The organism is Nocardia sp. NPDC004722 (assembly GCF_053601505.1).
In genome coordinates this window covers 1-1,454 of the sequence record NZ_JBSGBY010001057.1, presented here as the reverse complement: position 1 = coordinate 1,454, position 1,454 = coordinate 1, and the positions used below count along the sequence as shown (strand labels likewise).

The 1,454-nt window shown below is 73.0% G+C and carries 1 protein-coding gene and 1 pseudogene; both read right to left on the bottom strand.

Going from position 1 to position 1,454, the window contains the following annotated elements:
• Window positions 1-36 precede the first annotated feature (36 nt).
• Window positions 37-723 carry an SGNH/GDSL hydrolase family protein gene (locus ACWELQ_RS45615; RefSeq protein WP_452403177.1) on the bottom strand — a complete coding sequence of 229 codons (687 nt, stop codon included), beginning with the start codon at window positions 721-723 and terminating at the stop codon, window positions 37-39.
• Window positions 720-1,454, bottom strand: a pseudogene (locus tag ACWELQ_RS45610) (MFS transporter); the annotation flags it as partial. The gene ACWELQ_RS45615 and the pseudogene ACWELQ_RS45610, both read right to left, overlap by 4 nt.

The following is a 1,454-nucleotide window of genomic DNA, read 5'->3' as shown; positions in this document are numbered from 1 at the left end:
CGGTGATACACCGGGCGCGGCCTCATGTTTGCGGGGTCAGCCGTGGTGGGCGAGTTCGGGTGGGAGTTCGCGGGCGGTGTGGCGGGCGAGGTTCTTGGCGAGCTCGGCGGCGACCACGGCGTGCCCGGCCATGGTCAGGTGGATGCGGTCGGCGGAGAGCCAGTCGGGCCGCGATCGTGCCGGGTGGTCCCAGAATTCGGTGAGGACGGCGTCGTGGCGGTGTGCGACCCGGCGCACCGATTCGGCGAATCCGGCGAAGAGCGGGCGCAGCGGGGCCATGCGGCCGGTGAAGGCGTCGGCGAGGGTGAACAGCGACAGGCGCGCACCGGTCGCGGCCACCCGCGCGCACAGTTCGTCGAGCGCGGCCTCGACGTCGGGGAGGGCGGCGTCGCGCAGGAACAGATCGTTGCCGCCGCAGGTGATGTGGACCAGATCGGGGTGGAAGGCTTCCAGTGCCGGGAGTTGCGTGGCGGTGACGTCGGCGAGGACCGCGCCCTCGACACCGGTGTTGAGGTAGTCGGTGCGCGGGTGTGCGGCCAGCAGCCAGCGCGCCACACGGTCGGCCCACGGCACGTTCTCGTAGCCGGGCCACGGGTCGCCGGTGCCCGCGGCGGTGGAGTCGCCGATGACGGCGAAACGCCGCCAAGGCACGTCGCGCAGCAGCGCGGACGCGGCCGCGTCGGACAGGGTGAACGGGTCGGTGTTTTCGGTGCGCTCGCTCATGCGGGTGTCTCCTGGACTGGGGTGGGCAGCGGGGTGCGGGTGGGCAGGGCGGCGAGGACGGCCGCGGCGACCGCGATGGCGGCGCACACGGCGAACAGGGTGTGGAAGGCGGTCAGCGGCTGGGTCGGGTGGGCGGCGAAGACGGCGGCCAGCACCGCCACCCCGAGCGCGCCCCCGGATTGCCGCGCGGTGAGATTCATGCCGACTCCGGCCGCGAACCGTTGCGGCGGAAGCGATCTCGCGGCGATGGTGCCGAGCACGGTGATCAGGATCCCGATGCCTCCGCCGCCGAGGATCCCGGCCGGAATCCACGCCTTCCACAGCGCGGGCGTGGCATTCCAGACCCCGCTGCTCATGTAGAGGGTGGAGGCGGCGAACATGAGCGCGCCCAGCACCGCCAGCCGGCGTTGCCAACCGACCGGTGCGCGTCCGGCGGCGACCGCGGTGACCATGGAGGCGACCGCGCCGACGGTCATCGCCCCGGCCGAGCGCAGCACCGAGTAGTGCCACATGCTGTCGAGCCACAGCGGCCCCGCCAGCAGCCAGGCGAACATGGTCGCGCCGAAGACGAAGGCGACGGAATTGACCTGCGCGTAGGAACGACTGCGCCACAACGACACCGCGATGGCCGGACGCGGATGCCGCCGCGACCGCCACAACGCCAGCGCCAGCAGCGCGAGCCCGCCCAGTCCACAGCCCAGGGTGCGCCAGTCGCCCCAGCCCCACTGCTG